Here is a 21,094-nt window from a genome sequence, read left to right on the forward strand (position 1 = left end):
CTCGACGCGCGGTGCTGCCGGGGCGCCGATCGAGGGCCGGCGGCCGCTCCACCGACAGGAGTCCGGCCTACCGGCAAGGAGCTGCGCAGGGACCAGGTCCAGCGGTACGTCTCGGCGGTGAACGTCGGTGCCGGAGCGTCGGCGGCGCGGTTCTCGCGTGTGCCGTGCCGTGAGGAGAAGGACAGCGTCGCCATCGCCTCGAACGAGAGTTTCAGCGGCCGGCCAAGACGTTCACCGCCCCCGGCTCTGCGCGGCCATGGTCGACCGCATCTCCTTCCGCGGCAACCTGCTCCAGATCGGCACCGTCTCCTACAGCCTCGCCATCACCCAAGCCCGAACAGTCGCCCAGGACTCCAGCACCGGTTGACGGTTGGGTCTTGGTAGCCGTCAGGCCGGCCAGAATCAGGGCCAGATGTGCTTGAGCGTGAATTCAGGCGTCGCATACGGTCCGGCTTGAGGCGCCGAGGGATCGGCGGGAACCTCGGCGTAGGTTACGCGCGAGGCATACGCCTCGGCGTTGTCGACAGGTGTGTAGTCCAGCACTGACTCGTCGGGGAGTTCCCAGAAGCGCCGAGTGTTGGCGGAGACTGCATACGCCGTGACGAAGCGGGTGGACTGCGGGGCGTTGAGTGCTGCCCGGACATATCCCACAGTGTCGCGCGGGCTGAGCCAGGTCGCCAGATGCCGAGGTTCTGTGGGCGCTTCCTCGAAGCTGCCGATGCGCAGACATACGACCGAGAGGCCGAACTTGTCGGCATACAGCTGACCCAGGGCCTCAACGGCTACCTTGCTCACGCCATACAGACCGTCAGGCCGCGCAGGATCCAGCGGACGTGTGCAATGACCCGTGGGATAGAAGCCGGTGACGCGATTACTGCTGGCCAGCACCACACGTCTGCTTCCCACACGCCGCGCTGCTTCCAGGACATGGTGGGTGCCCGACACGTTCGCTTGCAGGAGATCGGCAAGAGGCGCCTCATCCGGCAACCCGCCCAGGTGAAGCACCGAATCGACACCGGTCAGCGCCGACTCCACAGCTGCCGCATCCCGCAGATCGACGACGTGCACCTCTTCCGTTTCCGTCTCCGCCCGGAGTGGAACACGGTCCAACAGGACCAGCCGATCCGCATCGTCTCGTAGGGCCACCCGGATCACAGACCCGATGTTGCCTGCCGCACCGGTGACCGCCACCGTTCCCAGACCCATTACGCCCCCACAGGCTCGACAATGCCCCGATTCTGCCAGCCACCACGTCCAATCCCTGCCCCTGCGCGTCGTTCGTCGAGGCCCAAGCCCCGTTCTTGCTCGGACGGATCCTCAGCGTGGACGGTCTTGGATCTCCAACGCCAGCACGAACCGCATCGCGACGTCACAGGGCGATGCGGGAATCCGGAACTCGCGCCGCCGTCCCCGCGGGTAGCCGCCACGTCGTCCGCCTGGCGGCCGTCGGCGTCGGACTCGGCGTCGCCGTGCTGCTGCTGACGGCGGCGTCGGGGGTCATCGCAACCTGTGCTGTGGGTGTGCTGTGAGGGTGTCGGGCCTGGCGACTCCTCACGTCCGGGCTGCCTCGTGATCGCGGCGGTTTCGGCGACGCTGCTCGGGCTGCGGGCAGTGGACAGAGCCTGTGCACCGACGGTGAGCAAGTGCCCGGGGCCCGCGCGATGAGCCGCCTGGAATTGGCAGACTGGAGTCGAGGTCTCAGGGGCGGCGGGCGCGCCAGAGCCACGCTGTCGTGGCGGCCAGCAGGGTGAGCATCGTCAGGTTGGCCCAGAGGGCGGGGGTGTCGCCTGCCGGGCCGCCGCTGGAGAGGTTCCAGGTGGCGATGACGGCGCTGGGCAGGACGGCCGTAAGCAGTACGCCGGTGGTCTTGTGCACGGCGCCCCAGTGCACTGAGGTGCACAGAAGTACCGCGCCGGTGACGCGGAACAGGACGCCGAACAGCGGGCCCGGCAGGTCGGGGAAGACCATCATGAAGGGCAGCGAGAGGGTGAGCAGCAGCAGCGGGATCAGGGGGTGGACCTTGCCGCGCCGGGCAGGCGTTCCGTCACCGTCCCGAGTCGAGGTTCCGGCGGCCCAGTTCCCCGCCTCCGTCAGCGCCGACGCCGCGATCGTGCGGGGGTCCCCCAGCTCGGCCAGGACGTCGCCGATCGCGGCGTCGGGGCGTTCGGCGCGCGTCACGTCGATGTGTTCGGCGAGGTCTGCGAGGAGTTCCTGACGTCGGTCGGCGGGAAGTGTGCAGGCTTCGCGCTCGACGGCGCGGAGGTAGTCGCGTATGGGGTCGGCAGAGGTCTTCATGCGGGGTCTCCAGGGGAGGGGTGCGGGGTGGCCAGGAAGGCATCGACGGCGTTGCGGAAGCCGGGCCAGACGCGGGTGAACTCGTCGAGTGCGGACCGGCCGCTGTCGGTGAGCGCGTAGTAGCGGCGAGGCGGCCCCGAGGCGGATTCCTGCCAGGTGGTGGTGACCAGGTCGTCGCGGCGGAGCCGGGAGAGCAGCGGGTAGACGGTGCCCTGGCTGGTGGCCAGGGCACCGGAGTCCTCCAGGGCGTGCAGGAGTTCCACGCCGTAGCGGGGGCGATCCCGCATCAGGGCGAGTACGCAGTACTCCAGCACGCCCTTGCGCAGCTGGGCGGCTGCCCGAGCTTGCTTGGTCGAATCACCTGGTTCCATGTAATGCAAGATACCTGGCGCAGCAAGCAGACGGTAGAGGGGCCCCGCGGTGGGCCATACACGTGACCTCGGCGCTGAGAGGCCCGTTGCTTCTGCGGGGGCTTCCATGAGGTTCGTCAGGGGAATCAGGCTGCGGTCGGGTGCCACCGGCAGGCAGCATGGCGGCATGCCGGATCTGCTGTGGGACAACGTCAAGGACTTCTTCGACCCGGACCTGATGGGCGCTTTGCCGGACGTGTGCGTGGAGGGCGCCTCGGTCGAGGACTGGCAGTCGGTGTTCGACCTGGTCCGGTCGTGCGGCTGGGTGTGGGAGTACCGGGACGGCGATGTCTTGGTGCCGTTGCCCTCGGCGGAGGTGGTGTTGTCGCGTTCTGCCGATGCGGACACGGCCGTGCTGCGGGTGTGGCCTGCAGAGGACGTGTTGGTGAACTTCTGGCCGATGTCGTCGGGTGAGATCGATTTCGATGTCGACCTTCGGGAACTACACGGCCAGGCGGGGGTGGACATCCTGTGCGGTTTCCTGGGGGCGATCGGACGTCGGCTGCGCAAGCCCGTGCGGATGACTGCGGGCGGCGACTGGGGGAACCCGGTGCTCGGGTTCGATCCAGCGGCGGACCACGTGGTGATGGCGCACCTGTCTCCCGTCGTGTAGGCCCCCGCCGCCCCGGCGCAGTCCTGAGGGGGCTGAACGGCGCCCTGCGCCATCACGGTGCCGACGTCCGCCAACTGAGGGAGATGCTGCGGGTGCGCACCCTGTCCCGCCTGGACGTCGATGGCCGGATCGGCATCGGGCCGTCCACTCACCACACGGTCGGCACCAAGTCCCGGCGCACAGAGTGACGGCGGAGCTCAGGGCCCGCGCTGGTCCAGGACACGGTCTCGGTATGCACGCCAGGCATCGAATGCCGACCGGGCGGAGTCCGCGGTGAGGAAGTCTCCCGACCCGGTGTCGAAGGCCCGTGCTTTCAACGCATCGGCGATCGCGAGGGCAGCGTGAGCTGCTGCTTCGCTACCGCCGTGGATGAAGAGGCTGACTCCGGCGACCGGCGCGTCGTCAGCCTCGTCGACCGGAGTGCTGATGGAGAAGCCCGGGCCTTCGTAGTCGCCCCAACCGCTCTTCGAGTACTCGATGCCCGGCAGCACCTCTGCAAGGACAGCACGAACGTCTCGACCCGAGCCCAGACTCGGCGGCTCCCAGTCGTCTGCGATCTCGTCTACTGCCCCGGCATCGGGCGGAAACCGCATGATGAAAACATCCCGGCTCATCAGGCCGACCTACGTGTCGACACTGACAATGCCCGTGGCTGAACCAGCCGTCTGTTGAACGACAAGGTGAGTCCCTGCTTCCGGGCCTGAGCCCGGGCCCGTCGTTCCGGGCCTCAGATAGTTGGCCAAGGCGGCTGGTGGGAGAGGCGATTGTGGCGTAGGCGTCGGAGCGGAGGACTTCCGCACGAGCTCACTGCAGCAGTTCGAAGTGAGGGTGGTACGGAGAAGACGGGCAGACGTGGAGCTGCAAGTTGTTGCCGCCGGTGATGTCGATCAAGGTAAAGTTGCCGTTCCGAGCGCCCAGGGGCGGCGGGCCCGGGGCCGGCCGGTTCTCCTCGGCGATCCAGGTCGCGCTGCCGCCGTCCCATTCCGAGGAGGCGATGGTGAGGAGCGGGACCTCCTCGGTGCCGCACTCCGGGCAGGCGCGGTCGACGGGGTCGGTGGGGCTCCAGCGGGTCCAGCCGCCGGTCTTCCAACCGGGGGCGGTGCAGAGGTTGTTCAGGTAGAGCTCGCCCGGATCGTCCGCGTACGCGTTGTACTGCCCGGGGTCGATCGTCTCCCAGCGGCTCATGTCGTCCAGCTGGTCCCGAAGCTCCTTGTCCAGCTCCATGGGGTTGGGAAACTCGGTGACCTGCTCCGGTGAGAACAGGCACGGCTCCGGGAGGTACCAGCCGTCCTGGACGATCGGCGGCTCGGGCGGTGCGTCGAGGACGTCGGTGACGGTGACGGAGGTCCGCCAGAAGAGGGCGGTCTTCGGGTGGGCCATCTCGTGGTCGAAGGGGCACCACAGGACTTGGAGCAGGTCCGCGTCGGGCGGGCAGGGGAAGGGAATGTCGCGGGCGTACAACTGGGCGACGGGCACGAGAGGGATCGGGCCGTCGAACCATGGGCGGCCCGCCCTGATCAGATCCAAGGTCTCCTGTTCCTCGGGGGTCCGCTCGGATGCCTCGGGGTCGAGGTGAACGCGCTCGGCCGCTGCGGCGAGGATACGGCGCTGGAGCCGGACGTCGTCCGGGGAGTTGATCCTGAGCGCGGCATGCCTGTCGTGCGGTTCTTCGCAGTGCGGCCACGGCTCGTCGGCGGGCCACAGGAGTGGCCCGCCGACGGAGCTGTCGTGCACGGTCGGCGCCCCCGGCCGCGGGTGCAGCCGGGTCGCCGTCCGCGCCAGCGGGGCCAGTCGAGGGAAGAGCGCGGTGACGTCGAACGGCCGCGGCGGGGTGGTAAAGGTGGCGTTCATGGTGGGGATGTTGCCAGCAACGTCTGACAATGGGCGTCCGAGTCACGTCACTTGGCACCACGCGGCTTTCCACATCAGCCGGCGGACCGGAGAAAGACGCCGGCGATGTGGAGTCCGGCCAGGTGGATGGTCGCGGTCTTCTCGTAGCGCGTGGTGATGGCGCGCCACTGCTTCAGGCGGTTGCTGCACCGTTCGACGGTGTTGCGCTGTTCGTAGGTCTCGCGGTCGAACGCCGGCGGTCTCCCGCCCCGGCTGCCCCGCCGCAGCCGGTGGCCACGTTGGTCTGTCGGTACGGGATCACCGCACGGATGCGGCGCTTGCTCAGGTGGTTGCGGATCGCGGGGGAGGAGTACGCCTGATGGACATGTGGGTTGGTCGGTTGGTCCGGTCGGCAGGGGCCAGCTGATGGGGTGGTGCGCCCGATGACTCAATCGCAACCGCCTGACCTTCTTGCTTTTCAGCGATGCTGCCCATGGCTTCCCTCAGGTGGCGTGTTGCGCCGAGATGCTCGCTCTGAGGCACGGCGGGCATATGACACGACGTCCGCCGCCTGACACGCGGGCAGCGGAGAAGTGGTTGACCTGATTCCGCACCAGCTCTCTTTCGCGAGCGATCTTGGGAATGACACGATCGGGGCGGCGTACGCGCCCCGTACCCATTTCCCGATCGAAAGTGTGACGGTCAGCAGATGCGCATATCCCTCGGCATGGCTCGCCGTACCGCCGGGGCGGCCGTGCTCTCCCTGGCCACCGCCCTGACCGGACTCGCCTTCCCCGCTACCGCGCAGGCGGCTGTGACCTGCTCGGCCGGTGTGTGGAAGGCCCAGTACTACGCCAACACCACTCTCACCGGAACCCCGAAGGCCATCGCCTGCGATGCCTCCATCGCCGAGGACTACGGCCTCGGCGACCCCGCCGGAGTCACCCTGCCGCGGGACAACTTCGGCGTCCGGTGGAGCACCACCCGCAATTTCGGCTCCGGCGGCCCCTTCGATCTCAGCGTCGCCGTCCAGGACGGCGCCCGCGTCTACCTCGACGGCTACCGCAAGATCGATCTGTGGCGAAACGTCAACCGGACCCAGAGGAAGACCCTCCGCCTCACCGTCCCGCGCGGCGTCCACACCCTGCGCGTGGACTTCGTCGCCTTCACCGGCACAGCCAACATCGCCTTCGCCTACGAGCCTGTCATCGGCGCCGCCTACGACAGGGTCGCCCCCATGGCCCCGGTCGGCCTGAAGGCCGTCTACGCGGCAGCCACCCTGAAGACGACCCTGGCCTGGTCCCGCAACCACGAGCTGGACGTGGCCGGCTACCGCCTCTACCGCCGCACCGGCAGCACCGGTGCCTGGAGCCTGCGCAACAGCACCCCGATCACCGGCACCACCTTCACCGACACACCCCCGCCCACGGGCGCCACCTACGAGTACGCCCTCCGCGCCCTCGACCGCTCCGGCAACCCCTCCCCGCTGTCCTCGCTGACGCGTGTTGTCAGCTCCGACAAGACGGCCCCAGCCGCCCCCACCGGGCTCACGGCCACGCACGACGAGTCCGGCGCCCGGCTCTCCTGGTCTGCGGTGAGTGGGGCGAGCTCCTACGACGTGCAGCGGTCCATCGCGCCCGAGGGGCCGTTCTCCTCCGTCTCCACCCCGACTCAGAGCACCGTCCTGACCGACTCCAACGCCGCCGTGGGCACGACCTATTACTACCGCGTGCGAGCCCTGGACACCGCGGGCAACGCTTCCCCGTACTCCGCGCCCATCCAGCTCGACGGGACCGACCTCAAGCCCTTGCCGCCGACCGCCGTCTCAGCCAACGGCTGGGTCGACCGCAACACCGTCGGCTGGCGGTACGACGGTGACGCGTCCCACCGGTTCCACGTCTACGCCGCCGAGTCGGCAGCCGGCCCGTGGACCCGGCTGACCGAAACGCCGGTCACAGGCCCGGGCTACGACGACTTCACGGCGCCCATCGGCCAGGTGCGCCACTACCAGGTCAGGACGGTCACGACGCGCGGCACGGAGTCGAACCCCTCGGCGACGGCCTCGACCACCCGCACCGGCGACGTCACCCCGCCGCGCATGCCGTATGGCCTGGACGCATGGAACGGCACTGATGGCGTGCACGTCGTCTGGACGGCCAACACCGACGACACGGATCACTACCTCGTCATGCGTAAGCCGATGTTCGGCGCGTGGGAGCAGATCGCCGCGGTGCGGGACGTCAAGTACCTGGACGTCGGCGCCCAGGTCGACAAGCAGTTCGGCTACACCGTCCGCGCCGTCGACGAGGTCGGCAACGTCTCGCCCATGCCCGAGCCCGGCTACGGCACCGTCTACGGCAAGCGCCTGCCGGTCTACGAGAAGCCGGCTGCGCCCGCCTCGTTGACCGCGACGGCCCAGAACGGCAACGTCACGATGGAGTGGACCGCCAGCACGTCGACCGATGTGGCCGGTTATTACGTGTACCGCACGACCTCTTCAGACCCTGCGTCGGCCTACTCGGTCTCCCCGCTCATCACCGGCACGACGTTCACGAACGAGAACGTGCCCGCCGGCACGACGTGGCACTACGTGGTGCGCGCCGTCAGCACGCACAGCTTGTGGTCCGACTTCTCCCCGATGGCCGAGGTCACCGTGCCCTGCCCGGTCATGACCGCACCGGCCACTCCCCGGATCACCGGCGGCGGCAGGGGCGCGGACTTCGTACGGCTCAACTGGGAGGTCGGAGCGTGCGATCAGGGTGTCACCGTCTCGTACAACGTCTACCGGTCCATGTCCGGCTCTGACGTCTTCGCCCCTGAGCACCGCATCGCCTCGGGCGTGACGGAACTGACGTACGCGGACCCCCGCCTGGCTCCGGCGTACTACTACTACGTCGTCACCGCCGTGGCCGCCGACGGCACCGAATCGACCCCGCAGGGCAAGCCCTTCGAGATCTCGACGCAAGCGCCCTGACGCGCCGTTCCATCCCTCGAGCTCCGCCCGTCCGGATGCCCTTCACGCTTCTGGACGGCGGGGGCCTCCCTTTGGAGGGCAGGAGTATGCGGTCAATCCCCTGGAAGCGTGACGGCCTTTCCATGGATGCCCAGTTGACGCGGATAGAGTCGTTGCTGCTGGACCGGGCGCCCCGGCGAGCGGGTGGTGGCGGCACCACGGGCAGGTGATCGACGCGACAGCGTTCGAGTACCGCACCGGCAGTCCTTGGACGGACCTGCCCGTGCGGTTCGGGTCGTGGAAGGGAGCCCACAACGGGCTGCGGATGTGCTCGTTCGACGGCATCTGGGAGAAGAGCAGTGCTCCACTTCCAGGCCGCCGCTGAGGTTTTGCTCAAGCACCAACGCGTCAAGGGTCAGCGGTGCCGGTCGTAGACCAGGGCCATCTCGCCGAGGTTGCCGGTCTCCCGGAACGCGAGGTCGTCGGCCAGGCGGCGCTCGATTGCCCGGGAGGAGCGGACGCCGGTGGTGTAGCCGTAGATCAGCAGCCGCACCATCAGCTGCGGGTCGTAGGGAGGGCTGCCGAACTTTTCGGTGTAGTCGGCCAGGACCGGCCCGAGGTCGAGGTGGTCCTCGGGCAGCCAGTCGTCCAGCGACGGCGGTAGGAGCAGGACCCCATGCGGATCGAACGCCCGGAACGTCTTGCCGACCGCCGTCGCAGGGCCTTGCGGCCGCTTCTTCCCGACCGGCCCGACCTCGAACAGCCCATCCCCATCACGCCTACCGTGATCATCCCGCATGAATGGTCACGAGACGTGGGCGAGGGCGCCGGATGCATGTTCAGGCGGTCGCCGACCGGAGCTGGTGCGGCATGTTCCAGCCCTCAGCGAGTCTCGACGGGTGAACGTTGCGTCCCCCGCCGAAGAACTCGCAGAACTTCATGATCAGCGGGTCCCAGCCGAGCGGGTCCACGTAGTGCGTCCCCGGGATGACCAGGTTTTCCTCGACATGGGCGCGAAGGACCTCGACCTCGAAGGCGGTGGCATGCGGTTCGGGACCGCCGAAAGGATGGGCCGCGAGGAGCCTGCACTCCAGCTGGACCGGGCATTCCGCAACCCTGGGGGCCCGGACCAGGTCCGATGCCTGCTCCGTCAGCTGCGCGGTCGAGAACTTGTCCGGCTCGTATCGGTAGCCCTGCTTCTCCTTGTAGTCGGGCATGGCGGGCTTTCCGGTGGTGAGCGAGATCCGGTCGACGGCATCGACCATCGCCGACGAGGGCAGATTGAGCACGCATTCGCCTTCCCGCAGCAGGTTCGCGGTGGTCTGGGCGTTGTTGCCGAGACCGAGCATGCAGGACTGGTCCAGCCACCACGCTGAGGACATCGGCGCGAGGTTCGCTGTGCCGTCCTCGTTGAGTGAGCTGATCAGCACCACGGGCGTTCCGAAGTACAGGACCTTGAGTCCGGGGACGACATGCATGCGCTGTGCCTTTCGCGGGAGTGTCAGACGGACAGGTCCGCGATCAGGCACACGAACCGTCGCTGACTCTCTCGCGAGCGAGACGCCAACGCTGGCGGTAACGCGACATCGAGTTTCGGCGAGCAGAGCAGTCGCCCGATGACAGGCTCGGCGTTGATTACTGGGACACGCTCGGCCTGGAGATCCAAGTGACACGGGTCTTGTACGAAGGCGCACCGCGGCGGGGTCGTGCTCCTTGTGGCAGGGTCGTGTTCGGTGAATTCGGTGGTGTGAGGACCGGCTGCCACGAGGGCGGCGGGCCGGTCGAGGGTCTGGCCGAAGCCGATTACCGAGGCCGGCGACGAAGTCCGCGGGCTCGACAGCAAGTCGGCGCAGCGCGCCTGACACGTCCGCTTTTCGTGAAGGAGGAGTGGCTGGATTCGCACTCGGCTACCTCGGCTACCTCGGCTACCTCGGCTACCTCGGCTACCTCGGCTACCTCGGCTACCTCGGCTACCTCGGCTACCTCGGCTACCTCGGCTACCTCGGCTACCTCGGCTACCTCGGCTACCTCGGCTACCTCGGTCACCTCGGTCACCTCGGCCGCCTCGAAGGCCGGCGGCTCAATGAGGCCGTGTACCTGGGCCGAGAGCAGCGGCCACTCCCCGAACGCGCGGCGGTCCATCCAGCGCTCGTCGTCCCGGAGCCTGGGCGAGGTGACGTAGGAGCCGCCGCCTTGCCCCTGCCGCTCCTCCGTCCGTCGGCCCCTGCCGTCCGGGAAGAGGTCCACCGTGATGCGTGGGCACGCCTTGTCGAACTCCGCCATCTCTGGGCCTGTGTAGTGCCAGCCGACGGAGTATCGGCGCAGCAGCCGCGACGGGTCGCCCAGCAGCCGCATGTCCAGATCGTAGGTGCGGGCGACCTTGGGCGTCGTAGACCCACAGCCCGACGTAGTGTCCCGCCAGGACACCAGCCGGACTTCCAGCGGGGCCTTCCGACCCGACTCCCGGTACACCACCACGTACGGAAGCCCGGCGGCATCCCGCTCCCGGGCATCCTCGGCGGACATCGGCCGCCAGGGCGCAGAGGCCTCCAGGTCCCCGACCCGGTGCGGGCCCGGTACGGGGCCAGGGCCAGGGCCACCGTGCCCCGCTCGAATGCACTGGGACCGCCCGTACGGGCTCTCGCGGCCGCCTTCTGCTCCGGGAGAGGTTCGATGCCGAGGGTTTCCAGACGTTCGCGCTGCCCGTCCTTCGGCACCTGCCATACGGTGGGGCGCCGCTGTTTGTGAAGCCACCGGCCGACGTCCATCCCGTGGACGGTGACGCCGGGCAGGACCTCGGTCTGACCGGCCTCCTCGCGTACGAGTTCGCGCAGTGCGGCGTAGTGGCGTTGCCGGCCGGCCGGCCATGCCGGGTTCCAGTCCTCGGCGACCTCCTCGAGCGCGGTCTTCCACTCGGGGTGGTCGTCGAGGGCACCGGGTCGGCGGAGGTTGGACAGCCATTGCCCGATCGGCCGGTCCAGCGCGGTGGCGGTGCGGGGCGCGCCGAGCCCAGGGGGTCAGTCGGTCAGGGCCGCGAGGGTGTCGTCCAGGTCGGTGGCCTTGGGCTGGTTGTGGGGGAGCTTGGCCAGGATCTGGGCCATGCCGCAGGTGTCGGTGAGGGCGGAGAAGACCAGACCGCCCGCGACGCTCGCGGAGAGCCAGCGGGCCGCATTCCAGCGTTGTCCGGCGATCAGACCGGTCAGGACCAGCGATCCGGCGGCGAGGCGGACTTGGCGGTACATGGCCCAGGGGGTGCGGGTGCCGGCCGGGCGGTGGGTGCCGTGGCCCAGCTGGGTCCAGGCGGTGGTGCCGCCGTCGAGGGTAGCGGCGGTGATGTCCTGGGCGGCCAGGCGCCGGCAGGCTTGGGCTGAGCGGGCGCCGGAGGCGCACACGATGAGGAGGTCGCCGCGGTCTGCGGCGGTCTTCAGGGCGGGCAGGGCGGCATCGAGGTGGTCGAGGGGGATGTTGTGGGCGCCGGGCAGGTGGCCGGAAGCGTATTCGCCGGGGGTGCGCACGTCGATGACGGTCAACTCGTGCAGGCGGGCGTTGGCCTGGTCGGCGGTGAGGGCGGTGGTGGGTGCCACGGGACTTTCCTTTGCTTGGTTCGGGTCACCCCTTCGGTAGGATACCCAAGGGGGTATCTCGAAGGAGTGTGGGTTGTGGAACTGGCGATGGCGGCTGAGGAACTCAAGACGGTGGTCAACCGGCTGCGCCGCGCGCAGGGCCAGATCGCGGGTGTGATCAAGATGATCGAGGAGGGGCGGGACTGCGAGGACGTCGTCACCCAGCTCGCCGCGGCGTCCCGGGCTCTGGACAAGGCCGGTTTCGCGATCATCGCCACCGGTCTGCAGCACTGCCTGACCGACGCCGACATGGCCGCTTCCGGCGACCGGGAGCAGATGCGCGCCCGGCTGGAGAAACTGTTCCTGTCTCTGGCCTGAGCCGTGGTGCTGCGGCGCCGATCATCACTCCGGCTCCTCAGGTGAGGGCGTCGATGAGCATGAAGGCGGCTACGACCAGCAGCACGACGGCGAAGGTTCGTTGCAGCAGGAGGCCGGTGACCTTGGCGGCCAGGCGTTTGCCGTCCCAGGCGCCGAGGATGGCTGCCCCGGTGAAGGGGCCGATGACCGCCCAGTTGACGTCGGCGGTGGTGGCGCCGCGGGTGGCCAGGGACGCCAGGGAGTTCGCGGAGATGGCCAGCAGGCTGGTGCCGACGGCGGCCTGCATCTCGAACGCCAGCACGGTGACCAGGGCCGGGACGGCGAGGAAGCCTCCGCCGACCCCGAGCAGTCCGGTGAGCGCGCCGAGCCCGGCGCCGGCGCCTGCGGCCCGGGCGGGCTGTGCCTCGCGGGCCGCCGGGCCGGTGGCAGTGCGGCTGGGGCGCAGCATCTTGACGGCGGCGAGTGCGGCGATGGCGGCGAACGCGGCGGTCAGTGCGGGCTGGGACAGGCGGGATGCGGCGGCTCCTGCTGCGGCCGCGGGCAGGAGTCCGGCCGCGGCGAACAGGGCGCCGGCTTTCCAGCGGACGTTGCCGGTGCGGGCGTGGGCGCACAGGGCGGTGAGCGAGGTGGCCGTGACGATGATCAGGCTGGCGGTGGTGGCGGCGGCCGGAGTGAAGCCGAGCAGGTAGATCAGCGCCGGGACGGCCAGGACGCTGCCGCCCCCGCCGAGCGCGCCGAGCGCGAGCCCGACCACCGCCCCCGCGAGCAGGGCCAGGATCGGAGCACTCACGCTATGACACCCTCGTTGCCGCCCCGACCTCCGATGACCGGCAGTCCCGCACGCGCCCAGGCGGTCATGCCGCCGGTGACGTCCATGGCCTGAACGCCGCGTACGGTCAGCAGCTTTGCCGCCTGCCGGGAGCGGTGACCGGAGCGGCAGATCGTGACCACCGGCCTGCCCTGCGCGGCCGCCGGGAGCGACACCCCTGCCACCAGACGAGAAAGGGGCAGGTGCAGCGCGTCGGGCGCGTGCCCGGCGTTCCACTCCGGGGTTTCGCGGACGTCCAGCAGCACGACGGTGCCGTCGCTGGTCTGCTGGTGGGCCGGCTGGGGAGTGAGGCGGCCGGGGCCGCGTCGGAGAAGCGACAACATCGGATGATCACTTTCGTGCGGGTGGCGCGGTAGGGCGTGTCAGTCGGTGCGGCCGGGGTGGGTGAGGGTCAGTCCTGCCTCGGTGGCGGCGCCGAAGCCGTCGTCGATGGCGACCACGTCGCGGCCGGCCGCGTCGAGCAGGGAGGCGGCGATCGCCGCGCGCATCCCGCCGGCGCAGTGCACCCACACCACCCCGTCCGACACCTCGCCGATGCGGCCGTGCAGCTCGTGGATCGGGATGTGGACCGAGCCGTCGATGTAACCGCCCGCACGCTCGGAGTCCCGGCGTACGTCCAGGACGACCACGTCGTCGCCGCGCTGGCGGACATCGGCGAGGTCGGCGAAGCGGGCGCGGGGGAAGGAGGCGAGCCGCTCGCCCTCGCGGATCCAGCCGGCCGGGTCGCCGGTGGCGGCGGCGGCCGGGCGGTCGATGCCCACCCGCGCCAGTTCCCGCTGCGCGGCGGTGATCTGCTCCGGGATGTCGGCGAGCAGAGTGACGGGCTTGCCCCACGGGATCAGCCAGGCCAGGTAGGTGGCGAGCTTGCCCTCGCCCTCGAAGTTGAACGATCCGGCCACGTGTCCCTCGGCGAAGGCCATGCGGCTGCGCAGGTCCACCACCCACTCGCCCGCGGCCAGCCGGGAGGCGATCTCTTCGGCGTCCGCACGCCTCGGCGGGGTGAGGTCGACCGGCGCGGGGCCCTCGGCGTTGGCCGGGCCCATATGCGTGTAGTAGGCGGGCACGTCGTCCAGCCCGGCGAGCGTTTGGGCGACGAAGGTGTCCACGTCCAGGGTCAGCGCCTCGTTGGTCTCGCGCTCCTTGCCGATCGTGGTCGCGTCCCCCTCGGCCTGGGCGGAGGAGCAGAAGCTTCCGAAGCCGTGGGTGGGCAGCACCGGCACCTCGTCGTCCAGCTCGTCGGCGAGGCGGTGGGCGGAGGCGTGCTGGGCACGTGCCAGCTGCTCGGTCAGCCGCGGCTCGACCAGGTCCGGGCGGCCCACGGTGCCGATCAGCAGCGATCCGCCGGTGAACGCCGCCACACCGCGCCCGTCCTCGGTCAGGGCGTAGGAGGTGTGGTGCGGGGTGTGCCCCGGGGTGGCGATCGCGCGCAGCACCAGACCCTTGTCCACCGTCGCGGTGTCGCCGTCGGCAACCGGGGTGCGGTCGAACGACACGTTCGCCCCGGCCGGCACCAGGTACCGGGCGCCGGTGACGCGCGCCAGCTCCAGACCGCCGGTGACGTAGTCGTTGTGCACATGGGTCTCGGCCACGAAAGCGATGCGCACCCCGCGGCGGGCCGCTTCGGCGATGACCCGGTCGATGTCCCGCGGCGGGTCCACGACCACTGCCGCATCGGGCCCGCCGGCCAGGTAACTGCGGTTGCCCAGGCCCTCGAACTCCAAGGTGTCGATGAAGAACACGGCGCATGACTCCTATCGGGCGATGTACCCCCGGGGGTATCTGGTCCTCACCCTAGCAGGTATACCCAGGGGGGTATGAGGGAGACGGGAAGCGGCCACTCGAGACTTCGCCTGGCGCCCGGCGAACACCCGGCGGACATAGCGGAATCAGTCGTTGCGTTTTCAGCGTTGCTTCTCCAGGGTGAGGGCGGCCTTGGTGATGGCCCGGGCTGCGGACAGGGCACGGTTCTCGGTCCGCTCGAACCAGCGGCCCGGATCCGCAACGAGACGGGCGCGCGGGCCACCGGGGTGCACGCCGGGCAGGAAATCTCCACCGGCGTATGCGCTCTTTTGAGCGCTTGACGGCGGCCGCTGTTCCTGAATCACTGCGCTTCGGGTGGGCCAATATCTATGGCCGCGAAGTGAGGGTTTGACACGTCACGCGGAAAGTGTTTTTGCCGCAATCGGCAGCGTAGAGGAATTTTCCGCCCTCGGACCATCGCCTCGTGCTACTGTCGATCTCAGTTGCAGTTGTGGTTCCCAAAAACTTCAAGCGTCCTCGCCGACGTTTCCAGCCGTCGGCGGCGCTTTCGTATGGCCGGTCGTTTCCCGGACGGGGCATCATCGCGGCGACCCGGTATCCGCGGATCGCGGGTCCCGGCGTACTGCCCAAGAGGAGATATGACATGGCGTCAGGTACAGTGAAGTGGTTCAACGCGGCCAAGGGTTTCGGCTTCATCGAGCAGGACGGTGGGGGTGTGGACGTGTTCGCCCACTTCTCGAACATCGCCGCCCAGGGCTTCCGCGAGCTGCTCGAAGGCCAGAAGGTCACCTTTGACATCGCGGCGGGCCAGAAGGGCCCGACGGCCGAGAACATCGTCCTCGCCTGACGCTGACGCGCACTTCGTAGCTGGGGCCCGCATCCCTCGGGGTGCGGGCCCCAGCTGCGGACATTTCCCGCAGTGGTGCGACCTGCGGGACGAGAAGCGCCCGCAGTCCCTCGTCCAGGGCCGCGCGCCTCGTCCACGGCGCAACCGGTAGGCGTCCGGCGTCCGAAGATTCAGCTACATATGGCGTGAGAAATTCCGTCGATGCAACCGACGCCCGATCCACTGCACTCGCCAGATTCTTTTCCGTATTCCATTCGGCCGTTCTTGAGATTCCCCGCGCTGCTTTCGCTGCGGGAATTCCTTGATGCGTGCCGTGCCGTATCAAGGAAGGTTCTCCATGAATTCCGCACGCACCAATGACCGCTCTTCCCGCCGCAGCCATGGCGAAGGCCCCTCGTTCGGTTCCAGCGCAGGCTCGAAGCGGGGCAGCCGTTTCGGATCCTCCGCCCCGAGCCGTTCTGGAGGTCCGAGCCGTTCGGGCGGCTACGGCCGGCGGCCCGCAGCGGTGCAGGGCGAGTTCGCCCTGCCGCAGACGATCACTCCCGCGCTGCCGGCGGTCGAGGCGTTCGCCGACCTCGACATGCCGGGGCAGCTGCTGGCCGCGCTGACCGCGCAAGGCGTGAGCGTCCCGTTCCCGATCCAGGGCGCGACCCTGCCCAACACCCTCGCAGGCCGCGACGCCCTGGGACGCGGGCGCACCGGATCCGGCAAGACCCTGGCCTTCGGCCTGGCCCTGCTCGCCCGCACCGCCGGACAGCGCGCCGAGCCCCACCAGCCGTTGGCCCTGGTCCTCGTGCCGACGCGTGAGCTGGCCCAGCAGGTGACCGATGCACTCGCCCCCTACGCCCGCTCGGTGCAGCTGCGTCTTGCCACGGTCGTGGGAGGCATGTCGATCGGCAGGCAGGCCAACGCGCTGCGCAGCGGTGCCGAGGTCGTCGTCGCGACGCCGGGACGGCTCAAGGACCTCATCGACCGCGGGCAATGCCGACTGAACCAGGTCGCCATCACCGTCCTGGACGAGGCGGACCAGATGGCCGACATGGGCTTCATGCCCCAGGTCACCGCGCTCTTGGACCAAGTCCGCCCCGAGGGCCAGCGGATGCTGTTCTCCGCCACCCTCGACCGCAACGTCGACCTGCTGGTCCGCCGCTACCTCACCGACCCGGTCGTCCACTCCGTCGACCCGTCCGCAGGTGCCGTCAGCACGATGGAGCATCACGTGCTGCACGTCCACGGAGCGGACAAGCACTGGACGACGACGCAGATCGCGGCGCGCGAGGGCCGGGTGATCATGTTCCTGGACACCAAGCACGCCGTCGACCGGTTGACGCAGGATCTGCTCAACAGCGGGGTGCGGGCCGCCGCCCTGCACGGCGGCAAGTCACAGCCGCAGCGCACCCGAACCCTGACCCAGTTCAAGACCGGGCACGTCAGCGTGCTCGTGGCCACGAACGTCGCCGCCCGCGGCATCCACGTCGACAACCTCGACCTGGTCGTCAACGTCGACCCGCCGACCGACCACAAGGACTACCTGCACCGTGGCGGTCGCACCGCGCGCGCCGGTGAGTCAGGCAGGGTCGTCACCCTGGTCACCCCCAACCAGCGCCGCGACATGACCCGCCTCATGACCGCCGCCGGCATCGTGCCCCGGACCACCCAGGTCCGCTCCGGCGAAGAGGCACTCAGCCAGATCACCGGCGCTCAGACGCCCTCCGGCATTCCCGTGACGATCACCGCCCCGGTCGCCGAGCGGCGTCAGCGCAGCACGTCGTCCTCACGCGGCCGACGCAGCCCCGCCTCGGCCAACCGGCGCAGGACCGGGCGGCAGTCGTCGTTCGACGCGGCGGCGTAAGGACTTCATGTTCAGGAATCTGGCCCACCTCTGCAGGAGGCACGTTGTGACGATGGTTCAGATGCAGCCCCGCTCGACGGGCGCCGCCCCCGTGCCCAGGACAGCGGCCGACGCCATGGAGACCGCCGGACCACAGGTCTGCGACGACATGACCGTCGAGGTGGCCCTGTCCGTCATGGCGAGCGCCCGCACCGGACACCTGCTCGTCTGCGACAACGACGGCGTGTGCACCGGGCTTGTCACCCGGACCCAGCTCACCGCGATCCGCGACAGCTCCCTGTACACCGACCGGGTCCAGTTGCGGGACATCCTCGTCGACCCGCGGCCCTTCGCCTCGCCCCTGACCACGATGGCCGAAGCCGAGCACGCGATGCGCTGCCGCCGCCTCGGTGCCCTGCCCGTGGTCGACGAACACGGCAACGCCCTGGGCGTCCTCGCCCTGGCCCGCTGAACCGCCCCAACCGCGGCAGAACCATCCCCTCGTTCTTCTCCTCTCCTGTGAGGCATCATGCGCTGTGTCATCGCCCGCTTCCCCTTCGACCTCACCAAGAGCGGCGTCCTGGAATCGATGAAGGGCGTCAAGCCCGAGGAAGTCTCCGGGGCGTCCGTAGTCGTCGGCCGTCGCACCTACCCCGTCAAGCAGGTCGGGCAGGTCCTCACCCGCCAGGACCGCCGCGACTTCAGCGCCGGAGAAGTCCTGCGGGCCATGACCCAGCTCGGCTTCACCTGCCGCGACCGTCCCCAAGCCGCTGCACCCACGCGCCCGCTCAGCGCGTACCAGGAGGCTTCCGCCATGCTCGGGGCCTCCACAACCGTCTGACCGATGGGCAGGCGTGAGCCGACGGCACAGCAGCAGTGAGCATCACCGCCATCACCGTGCACATCAGTCCCATCCTTTTGGCAGTCACACGGGCCAACGCAGGGCGCACGGGGCCTGACCCCTGACCCCACACCGTCCGAGAGCGGTGACGGCCGGGCGGCTGGGTACCCGGTCGCAGGCCGGTGCCATTGCTGCAACGGTGTTTGTCCTGAGTGCGGGGCAGTCTTCAGGGGCTGTGCCCGCGTCGTTTGTAGCGAGTGGTGCGTGCTTGGTGTCGGCGTCGTCGGCGCCATGTCGACCAGTGCAGGATGTGGTCGATGGGGGTGGGGCGACGGTCGGTGAGGCGGGTGATCAGTCGTCGTATTTCGGCGAGGCTCAGCTGTATGAGCTGGGAGGATCCGGTTCTGCTTTCCCTGTGTCCAGCGGGCGGGCCCGCAGGACGGTGAGGCAGGCGTGGGCGGCCATGGCGAGGGTCATGTGGCGGTGCCAGCCCGGATAGCGGCGGACCTGGTAGTCGTCCAGGCCGCACTCCTGTTTGGCGGTCTGGAAGCACTCCTCCACCGCCCAGCGGCTGCCGGCGACGCGGATCAGCTGATCCAGGGTGGTGTCGGCGGGACAGTAGGCGATGTAGTAGGAGCCCTTCCGCTGGCCAGGACGCCCTGGTGGAGAGCTGGCGGGCAGGCGCTGCGGGCCGGCACGACAGTGGGCGTGCTACGTGCCAGACTGAGGAGTGATGGAGACGAACGGGCGTGAGTCCGCGACCGGGCCCCTGACGATCTCCCCAATTCCGCTCAGCACAGCCGCCTTTGCCGATCGGATCGCATCATCGGTGCGCTTCGGTGTCATAGGGAGGAAAGCTGCGATGACCACTACCAACAGCCGCATCAAGCGCGGACTGCCGCCGCGAGCCAGCACCATCATGGATCTGGGGGACGACCACGCCTTGCAAATCCTCGACTTTCCCTCCGGAGTGCGGGCGATCGTGGAAGGCGGACGAGCCGTCGACCAACTCCCCGCCACCACCGGCGACATCGCGCCCCCGCCCGAGGCGGGAGTTAATTCGGCAGGCGAACCGGCCGGCTACAGCGAGGGGATCCTCCGTACCACGGACGAACAACGCTGGTTCAAGGACAATTTCTGCAACGGTGCCCAAGCCTGTGTGCAGGGTTGGGACTGGGCCATCTGCGGCACGGATCACGCCGTGGGCTACGGGACCGGGATCGCGATGGTCGGAGCGGAAGGTTCGCGCAACGGCACCCTGTTCGTCGACGTGTGGGAGTGCATCTGCGTCGGCCCCTTTTGCGTAGGCGGCCACGAGTGCTTCTGGGTGGAGAACTGGCACGGCGCCGTCGTCCCCGGACACTGGTTGTCCGTGAACACCAACGCGCCGGACCGCAAGTGGCTGCGATGGCGTCTCGAAGGGGCCGGCGGCGACACCCAGGTAAGTCTCGCCGCCAAGTACTGACCCTCCTACGTCGAATTGGCGAGGCTGGCCTCGGAGGTCCGTCCGTCGCGCAGGAGTGCCCAGAGGACGTTGACGCGGCGGCGGGCCAGGGCGAGGACGGCTCCTGGATGTGGCGTTTGCCTTCAGGGCTGGTGCTCACTTCGAAGTCGCGGTGTTCGCGAGGCCGACCACGATCGCCTTGTCGAGCTCGGCGACCTGCTGGTCGCGGACCATCACTTCCCGCGCGAGCGTGTGCACCATCCGGGCGGTCACTTTCCCGTCGGCAGGCTTGTGTGCTGGCGCCGGCGGCCTCCAGGGCTGTCTCGGCGAGCCGGTCGGCGCGGAGGACCTTGCGTTGCGCAGCCGGGTCTCGAGCGTCTTCCTGCCTGTCCGGCGCAGGGAGGCCGGGGTCTGGTAGCCGGTCAGCAGCATGAGCGGGCCGGTGTTGGGCGCGTCCAGAGCCGTCTCCAGGCCGGGGAGGATGTCGGTGAGTTGGGTGCGGAGCGGGTTGACGGTGCGGGTGCGGTCGGCGACCAGGTCCATGCGTCAGCCGGTGAGGATCTTGCGGTCGGTGGCCGCCTCGTCACCGGTGCGTAAGCATTGCAGGTCGCGCGGATGCGGACCTGGTCGACGATGAAGGCGGCGTCCTCGGCGTCAGTCTTGCCTTCGCCGCGGTAGCTCTCAAGGCGCGGTGGATGGCCCGGCCGGAGATGCAGCGCAGCGGCTGATCGTGGGCGAGGAGGATCGCGATGGCCAGGGCGGCCCCGCCGTCGGCCAGGTCGATGTCCCAGGTCACCCCGTCGCCCGGAGGCGAAACCCCGGTGAGGATTCGGAGGAGTTCGGGTTCGTTTTGGCGACGCGTCGTGACAGCAGCCGGCGGCCGCTCCTTCGACGCCGTCGTCACCACGGCGAAGATCGCTCCCGGTCCGTGGCGGCGCTGCGTGGAGTGGTGCCCTGGCTCAGACGGCAGGGCTGTTCCTTTGGCCTCCCGGTGCGCCGAGAGCCCCGCTTGACTTGGGCGTTGGGGGCGCGGAGGCTGGTATAGGCAGTACGTGTGCAGCGTAGGTGTACGTCGAGTACCGCTGCGTCCGCTCGCCCCGCCGAGGGCGCCCGGCGCCGCGGTGGCTCCGGCACCGAGCCCTTGCCTCGAGCCCGGCATCCACCCGGGGCGGCCTGACGGGTCGTCCCCGGGGGCAGAGAAGGGAGGCTCCAAATGGGCTTCCATGCCTTCCAGGAGGGGCGGCCGGTCCGCAGGCGTTTCTGGGCGGAGATCGCCCTGGGAACCCTCTCCGGACTGCTCTTCCTCGTCACGCTCATCTGGCGCGACTGGATCGAAACACTCTTCGGCGTCGAGCCCGACGCCGGGAGCGGAGCCGTCGAGTGGCTCATCGTGGCCGTCACGGCCCTGGTCACCGTCCTGTGCGCAATCGGCGCCCGGACGGAGTGGCGGCGAACCCACCCGGCCGCGGTGCACGCCTCGCGGTAGCGCGGCCGGCTGA

At 69.4% G+C, this 21,094-nt stretch carries 22 protein-coding genes and 5 pseudogenes; 11 read left to right on the forward strand and 16 right to left on the reverse strand.

What is annotated here, in order from left to right:
• Nucleotides 1-168: 168 nt before the first annotated feature.
• Nucleotides 169-367: pseudogene (locus tag OHS82_RS43660) on the forward strand (IS21-like element helper ATPase IstB); the annotation flags it as partial.
• A 35-nt stretch (nt 368-402) separates the two neighbouring features.
• Here the strand turns inward: OHS82_RS43660 and OHS82_RS42190 are convergent.
• The 3 genes from OHS82_RS42190 to OHS82_RS42200 form a co-directional block, all read right to left on the reverse strand.
• Complete coding sequence (locus OHS82_RS42190; RefSeq protein WP_199863933.1) at nt 403-1,206, reverse strand: NAD-dependent epimerase/dehydratase family protein; 804 nt, start codon at nt 1,204-1,206, stop codon at nt 403-405.
• 492 nt (nt 1,207-1,698) lie between these two features.
• Nucleotides 1,699-2,295 carry an HAAS signaling domain-containing protein gene (locus OHS82_RS42195; protein ID WP_057582326.1) on the reverse strand — a complete coding sequence of 199 codons (597 nt, stop codon included), beginning with the start codon at nt 2,293-2,295 and terminating at the stop codon, nt 1,699-1,701.
• On the reverse strand, nt 2,292-2,666 hold the full coding sequence (locus OHS82_RS42200; RefSeq protein WP_057582327.1) for a PadR family transcriptional regulator: 375 nt from the start codon (nt 2,664-2,666) through the stop codon (nt 2,292-2,294). The genes OHS82_RS42195 and OHS82_RS42200 overlap by 4 nt, the downstream gene beginning before the upstream one ends.
• Nucleotides 2,667-2,832: 166 nt before the next feature.
• Between OHS82_RS42200 and OHS82_RS42205 the strand changes: the two genes are divergently transcribed.
• Nucleotides 2,833-3,318: a hypothetical protein gene (locus OHS82_RS42205; protein ID WP_328435924.1), complete on the forward strand. Its 486-nt coding sequence runs from the start codon at nt 2,833-2,835 to the stop codon at nt 3,316-3,318.
• A 197-nt stretch (nt 3,319-3,515) separates the two neighbouring features.
• Here the strand turns inward: OHS82_RS42205 and OHS82_RS42210 are convergent, their stop codons facing one another.
• Both OHS82_RS42210 and OHS82_RS42215 read right to left on the reverse strand, forming a co-directional pair.
• Nucleotides 3,516-3,932, reverse strand: coding sequence for a hypothetical protein (locus OHS82_RS42210; protein ID WP_057582328.1), 417 nt, complete (start codon nt 3,930-3,932; stop codon nt 3,516-3,518).
• A 190-nt stretch (nt 3,933-4,122) separates the two neighbouring features.
• Nucleotides 4,123-5,169 carry a hypothetical protein gene (locus OHS82_RS42215; RefSeq protein WP_328435925.1) on the reverse strand — a complete coding sequence of 349 codons (1,047 nt, stop codon included), beginning with the start codon at nt 5,167-5,169 and terminating at the stop codon, nt 4,123-4,125.
• A 688-nt stretch (nt 5,170-5,857) separates the two neighbouring features.
• On the opposite strand from OHS82_RS42215, the gene OHS82_RS42225 reads away from it, so the two are divergent.
• Both OHS82_RS42225 and OHS82_RS42230 read left to right on the forward strand, forming a co-directional pair.
• Nucleotides 5,858-8,122: a fibronectin type III domain-containing protein gene (locus OHS82_RS42225; RefSeq protein WP_328435926.1), complete on the forward strand. Its 2,265-nt coding sequence runs from the start codon at nt 5,858-5,860 to the stop codon at nt 8,120-8,122.
• 205 nt (nt 8,123-8,327) lie between these two features.
• Entirely contained in the window at nt 8,328-8,486 is a 159-nt protein-coding gene (locus OHS82_RS42230; protein WP_157876431.1) for a transposase, read from the forward strand.
• A gap of 81 nt (nt 8,487-8,567) precedes the next feature.
• Here OHS82_RS42230 and OHS82_RS42235 read toward each other — a convergent pair.
• The 5 genes and pseudogenes from OHS82_RS42235 to OHS82_RS42255 form a co-directional block, all read right to left on the reverse strand.
• A pseudogene (locus OHS82_RS42235) lies at nt 8,568-8,864 on the reverse strand (transposase); the annotation flags it as partial.
• Between the two features lie 76 nt (nt 8,865-8,940).
• Entirely contained in the window at nt 8,941-9,579 is a 639-nt protein-coding gene (locus tag OHS82_RS42240) for a flavin reductase family protein (protein ID WP_057582332.1), read from the reverse strand.
• Between the two features lie 325 nt (nt 9,580-9,904).
• Nucleotides 9,905-10,627, reverse strand: coding sequence for a hypothetical protein (locus OHS82_RS42245; RefSeq protein ID WP_328435927.1), 723 nt, complete (start codon nt 10,625-10,627; stop codon nt 9,905-9,907).
• A 161-nt stretch (nt 10,628-10,788) separates the two neighbouring features.
• Nucleotides 10,789-11,082: pseudogene (locus OHS82_RS42250) on the reverse strand (helicase associated domain-containing protein); the annotation flags it as partial.
• Nucleotides 11,083-11,118: 36 nt separating this feature from the next.
• A complete protein-coding gene (locus tag OHS82_RS42255) occupies nt 11,119-11,685 on the reverse strand; it encodes a rhodanese-like domain-containing protein (protein WP_328435929.1) in 567 nt (188 codons plus the stop codon).
• 75 nt (nt 11,686-11,760) lie between these two features.
• Here OHS82_RS42255 and OHS82_RS42260 point away from each other — a divergent pair, with 75 nt between their 5' ends.
• Nucleotides 11,761-12,042, forward strand: coding sequence for a metal-sensitive transcriptional regulator (locus tag OHS82_RS42260; RefSeq protein WP_018845516.1), 282 nt, complete (start codon nt 11,761-11,763; stop codon nt 12,040-12,042).
• A gap of 37 nt (nt 12,043-12,079) precedes the next feature.
• On the opposite strand, the gene OHS82_RS42265 is transcribed toward OHS82_RS42260, so the two are convergent.
• The 4 genes from OHS82_RS42265 to OHS82_RS42280 form a co-directional block, all read right to left on the reverse strand.
• Nucleotides 12,080-12,832, reverse strand: coding sequence for a sulfite exporter TauE/SafE family protein (locus tag OHS82_RS42265; RefSeq protein WP_057582334.1), 753 nt, complete (start codon nt 12,830-12,832; stop codon nt 12,080-12,082).
• A complete protein-coding gene (locus OHS82_RS42270; protein ID WP_057582335.1) occupies nt 12,829-13,194 on the reverse strand; it encodes a rhodanese-like domain-containing protein in 366 nt (121 codons plus the stop codon). The genes OHS82_RS42265 and OHS82_RS42270 overlap by 4 nt, the downstream gene beginning before the upstream one ends.
• Before the next feature lie 39 nt (nt 13,195-13,233).
• Nucleotides 13,234-14,610, reverse strand: coding sequence for an MBL fold metallo-hydrolase (locus OHS82_RS42275; RefSeq protein WP_057582336.1), 1,377 nt, complete (start codon nt 14,608-14,610; stop codon nt 13,234-13,236).
• A gap of 162 nt (nt 14,611-14,772) precedes the next feature.
• Entirely contained in the window at nt 14,773-14,904 is a 132-nt protein-coding gene (locus tag OHS82_RS42280; RefSeq protein WP_277922414.1) for a hypothetical protein, read from the reverse strand.
• Between the two features lie 371 nt (nt 14,905-15,275).
• Between OHS82_RS42280 and OHS82_RS42285 the strand changes: the two genes are divergently transcribed.
• The 4 genes from OHS82_RS42285 to OHS82_RS42300 all read left to right on the forward strand — a co-directional run bounded on the left by OHS82_RS42285 (nt 15,276) and on the right by OHS82_RS42300 (nt 18,151).
• The gene (locus tag OHS82_RS42285; protein WP_057582337.1) at nt 15,276-15,479 is read left to right on the forward strand and encodes a cold-shock protein; all 204 of its coding nucleotides are present in this window, start codon (nt 15,276-15,278) and stop codon (nt 15,477-15,479) included.
• Nucleotides 15,480-15,816: 337 nt separating this feature from the next.
• Nucleotides 15,817-17,331, forward strand: a complete 1,515-nt coding sequence (locus OHS82_RS42290) for a DEAD/DEAH box helicase (protein WP_057582338.1) — start codon at nt 15,817-15,819, stop codon at nt 17,329-17,331.
• Between the two features lie 46 nt (nt 17,332-17,377).
• Nucleotides 17,378-17,782: a CBS domain-containing protein gene (locus OHS82_RS42295; RefSeq protein ID WP_328435930.1), complete on the forward strand. Its 405-nt coding sequence runs from the start codon at nt 17,378-17,380 to the stop codon at nt 17,780-17,782.
• A 57-nt stretch (nt 17,783-17,839) separates the two neighbouring features.
• Nucleotides 17,840-18,151 carry an SCO5918 family protein gene (locus OHS82_RS42300; RefSeq protein ID WP_057582340.1) on the forward strand — a complete coding sequence of 104 codons (312 nt, stop codon included), beginning with the start codon at nt 17,840-17,842 and terminating at the stop codon, nt 18,149-18,151.
• Between the two features lie 375 nt (nt 18,152-18,526).
• Here the strand turns inward: OHS82_RS42300 and OHS82_RS42305 are convergent.
• Nucleotides 18,527-18,787, reverse strand: a pseudogene (locus OHS82_RS42305) (IS701 family transposase); the annotation flags it as partial.
• 226 nt (nt 18,788-19,013) lie between these two features.
• Here OHS82_RS42305 and OHS82_RS42310 point away from each other — a divergent pair.
• Entirely contained in the window at nt 19,014-19,616 is a 603-nt protein-coding gene (locus OHS82_RS42310; protein WP_107105321.1) for a hypothetical protein, read from the forward strand.
• A 5-nt stretch (nt 19,617-19,621) separates the two neighbouring features.
• Here the strand turns inward: OHS82_RS42310 and OHS82_RS43665 are convergent.
• Nucleotides 19,622-20,477 (reverse strand): annotated as a pseudogene (locus OHS82_RS43665) (IS110 family transposase); the annotation flags it as partial.
• A gap of 331 nt (nt 20,478-20,808) precedes the next feature.
• Between OHS82_RS43665 and OHS82_RS42320 the strand changes: the two are divergent.
• Nucleotides 20,809-21,081 (forward strand): ABC transporter permease, encoded by a 273-nt coding sequence (locus OHS82_RS42320; protein ID WP_328435932.1) that lies wholly within the window; start codon nt 20,809-20,811, stop codon nt 21,079-21,081.
• Nucleotides 21,082-21,094: the final 13 nt, after the last annotated feature.

The sequence above is a fragment of the Streptomyces sp. NBC_00425 genome (assembly GCF_036030735.1).
Lineage (GTDB): Bacteria > Actinomycetota > Actinomycetes > Streptomycetales > Streptomycetaceae > Streptomyces.